At 48.5% G+C, this 3,468-nt stretch carries 3 protein-coding genes; all 3 read right to left on the bottom strand.

Features of this window, described 5'->3' with window-relative positions:
- On the bottom strand, window positions 1–926 hold a 926-nt coding region (locus BCT81_RS12265), incomplete at its 3' end, for a hypothetical protein (protein WP_102424588.1).
- Window positions 927–935: 9 nt separating this feature from the next.
- Window positions 936–1,757 (bottom strand): outer membrane lipoprotein-sorting protein, encoded by an 822-nt coding sequence (locus tag BCT81_RS12270; protein WP_102424589.1) that lies wholly within the window; start codon window positions 1,755–1,757, stop codon window positions 936–938.
- Window positions 1,758–1,801: 44 nt separating this feature from the next.
- On the bottom strand, window positions 1,802–3,468 hold a 1,667-nt coding region (locus tag BCT81_RS12275; RefSeq protein ID WP_102424590.1), incomplete at its 5' end, for an MMPL family transporter.

A 3,468-nucleotide genomic window follows, 5' to 3' on the forward strand; every position in this document is an offset into this window, starting at 1 on the left:
TCATACAGGTATTCAGCGATGAAGCCGATGTCCCAATACGATTCAAGCGCCCCAACCCAAGTGTATTCAAAGCCCGTTGCTACGCCGGTGTGGTTGTCGTAACTGTCGCGGTAAATACTTTCCAGCTTCCATAACCAGTCGCCAAGAATGCCTTGCACATCCAACCCGAAGTGCTGCATTTGTGCGTAGTATGGCTTGAGCTGATTGCCTTGCACACGGTAGTAAGGGTCGCGGTTTGTGCCGCCTAAATAACTTAAACCGACATCCCAATCACCGTACATTTGGCTATAGCGCAGCGCGACATCCACATGCTTCTCTTCTCTCGAAGATTCGTAAAGCGCATCGTCCGATACTGGCACGGTTGGCCTTAATCGACCGTCTTCGCCTGCGAAGGTACGCTCACGAAAATACGGCAGTAACATGGCGTCGATGGTGCCCCACTCTTTTATCGAGGTGAAGTGCACCATGGGCTGACCTAACTTGGATTCGCCATCGACCGATTCAATGGCATCGGTCTGGTTTACCACATCCACTAAATGCGCCGATTCGGTTACGCCCCAAAATACCTTTCCAACACCCGCCCGCAGTTCGTAGTCGTCCCAGTAAGTGAGATACAAGGCTTCACGAATATCACCATGAGTTCGTTCATCGTCTTCGCTGTCTAGACGATAAAACGGGGTAAAGGTAAAGCTGCCATTACCCTCTTCTTGCTCCCAGTAAAACTCTGGCTGCAACACCAGTGAGCTTTGTCCTTTGTCTTGCCCTTGTAAACCGTCGCTAAAGAACTGCCTATGTTCAAGGTTAACCTGCCCTGCGATATCAGGGCTAAAGCCTGCCGCCACACAAGGCAACGACACCTGCATAAGCCCGACGGTCGCTGCCAAGGTTAAGGATAATTGGGTTCCTGTTGCCACAATCCTTTTCATATTCCTGCCTTATTTCGCACGTTTTAGTGTGTTCTTTTGGAAATCCTTGTCTTTAAGACCGGTCTGGAACACTAAATCTGTCGTGGTTAATACGGTGCTTTTACCTGTTTGATGGTTTTGCATCGCCATGGTGTGCGCGCGCCAGTATTGGTTTAGGTACTGTTTGTAATCTTGGAACGATAGCGTCTTAAGTAGTGCGCCTTTACGGTCGTAAAACTCGACTTTCATTGGGCGGTAGTGCTGTTGGTCTAGCCAGACTTTCTGCATGGTGTAGCCTGAGTTTTTGTCGGTCGGTACTTGCTCTAAAACAAAGGTGTCTACGCCTTCCAGTTTCGCGTCTTCAATGTAGTTGAAGGTGTACTTTTCTAGCTCAAACGAGCTTAAGTCTTCATACGCAAATTCACTGCCCATAAACGGCCCCGATTTGTTGCGTGAAGAGATGCGTTTTACACGTTTTAATGCAGGCAGATACAACCACTGGTCATCGGATTTGGTGATGTGTGAATGGTTTAGGAAAGCCGTGCCTTTTACGTCGCGCGGTTCATCAAAAATGGTTAAGCCTTTATCGCCATCGTTATCGACTTCTAATGATTTCAATCGCATCAGGCGTGTGCTGCTTTCGCCCTGTTTGTTACGAAGTAGCATTTCCATGGTCGCGACAGAATCGCCCCACCCAACATCGACCGCTTTACGTTGTTCGGCAATTTCTAAGCCTTTCGCTGGGTCTGCTAATACTGGGAAAGTTGCGAATGTGCCTATTGTTAACGTACCGACGCTCAATGAGCTGACTGCGAATAATGTAGTAACGAATGTTTGTTTAACGCTTTTCATAAATATCTCCTTGAGTCAGCCCACCGCAGCAGGCTGACGTTTCCTTATTTGGTCGATGTAGTCAGTTCGGCTGTTGGGCTAGGCTGCGACTTGGTATCAGGCTTTGATTCGTGCTGAGTGTTAACTGAATAGTGGGTCTGCTTGTCGAAGATCATCAGTAAGCTTGGTAACAAGATGAAGTCGACCACCAGCGCAATGAAAATCACAATCGCGCTGAGTAAGCCCATGTCGGAGTTGAGTCTGAAGCTCGACATCGCCAATACAGAGAAACCCGCTACGAGTACCACTGTGGTGATCCACAATGCGCGTCCAACGGTGTGGAAAGCGTAACGAACCGCTTCTTCTGCTGATTTCCCTTCGATTCTGGCGCGTTGGTATTTGCTTAAGAAGTGCACCGCATCATCAACCACGATACCTAGAGTGAGTGTTACCACCACTGACAAACCAAGGTTGATTTCACCCGAGATAAGCGCCCATAAACCAAAGCCAATGATCGCAGGCGCAATGTTTGGCACTAGGCTGATCATGCCCAAGCGAACCGAGCGCAATGCAAAGATCATCAAGCCAGAGATAAGCACTAAGGTAATAGGCAGAGTTGAGAGCATGCTCGCCATGTTGGTTTCGCCAATGTGAGCAAACATCAATGATGGGCTCGACGCGACCACTTCATACTGAGGTGCATTGGCTGCAAACCATGAGTAAATGCGCTCTTCGAGTTCGACGAGCTCAACGCTGCCGAGGTTATCGACGGTAAGGACCATTTTGATCGATGACTTATCCACGTTGATCTGGTTGTTCAAGTCCAAGCCATACGGCAAAGACATTTCGTAAAGCAGCAAATATTGCGCGGCAAGTTCACGGTTAAGCGGTAGCTTGTAGTAGCTGTCATCGTCGCCATGCATGTTCTTGTTCAAACGCATGTAAACATCAGAAAGCGTTGCCACGTGGTCAGTCTCTGGTTGAACGCGTAGCCATTCAGTAAAGTCACCAATCGCTTGCAAAAACACAGGATCGGCAATCGCTTGAGACTCATTAGTTTTAACAGCAATGCTGATGGTGGTCATGCCGCTTACAGTCTCTTCCATGAAGTCGGCCGCTTGTCTGAATTCGCTTGAGGTATCGAAATACTTCACCGATTCATCGTTCACTTTGTTGAGTGGAATTAACGCGGCAGCGCCAACAATCACCAGAGTTGAAATCGGCAGTAGTGCTTTCCGGTTGGTGACGACAAAATCGCCCAGCTTATCCATAAAAGTGATTTGGTCTTCCGCTTTAGGATTGGCGGGTAGGCGTTTGACTGGCAGCAGTTTTAACAATGCAGGCAACATAGTCACAGACAGGAAGCACGCGATAAGTACGCCTAGTGCCGACAAGTTACCGAAATCACGTAGCACCGGAGAGTCCGACATGTTCATCATCAAGAAACCGATCGCAGTGGTCACTGAGGTGATCAGAATCGGCATCGCATTGAGCTTGATGCTGTATTGAATGGCTTGTGCTTTCTCCATCCCACGCTGCATCGCTTGTCTCATGGTCACAATCACGTGAACACAATCGGCTACCGCCAAAGTTAAAACCAAAGTTGGAACATTCACGGTTGCGGTGCTCAAGAACATCCCTGCCCAACCGGATAAACCCATGGTGGCAACAATTGAAGAAATAATCACAATAAGCGTCGCCACCACACTAAAGAACGAGCGCAGCATAAAGG

It is taken from the genome of Vibrio sp. 10N.261.52.A1 (assembly GCF_002876325.1).
GTDB lineage: Bacteria > Pseudomonadota > Gammaproteobacteria > Enterobacterales > Vibrionaceae > Vibrio > Vibrio chagasii.

What these genes read in the sequence shown, in the direction of transcription:
- BCT81_RS12270 (WP_102424589.1), bottom strand. Translation starts at nt 1,757, where the DNA reads ATGAAAAGCGTTAAACAAACATTCGTTACTACATTATTCGCAGTCAGC.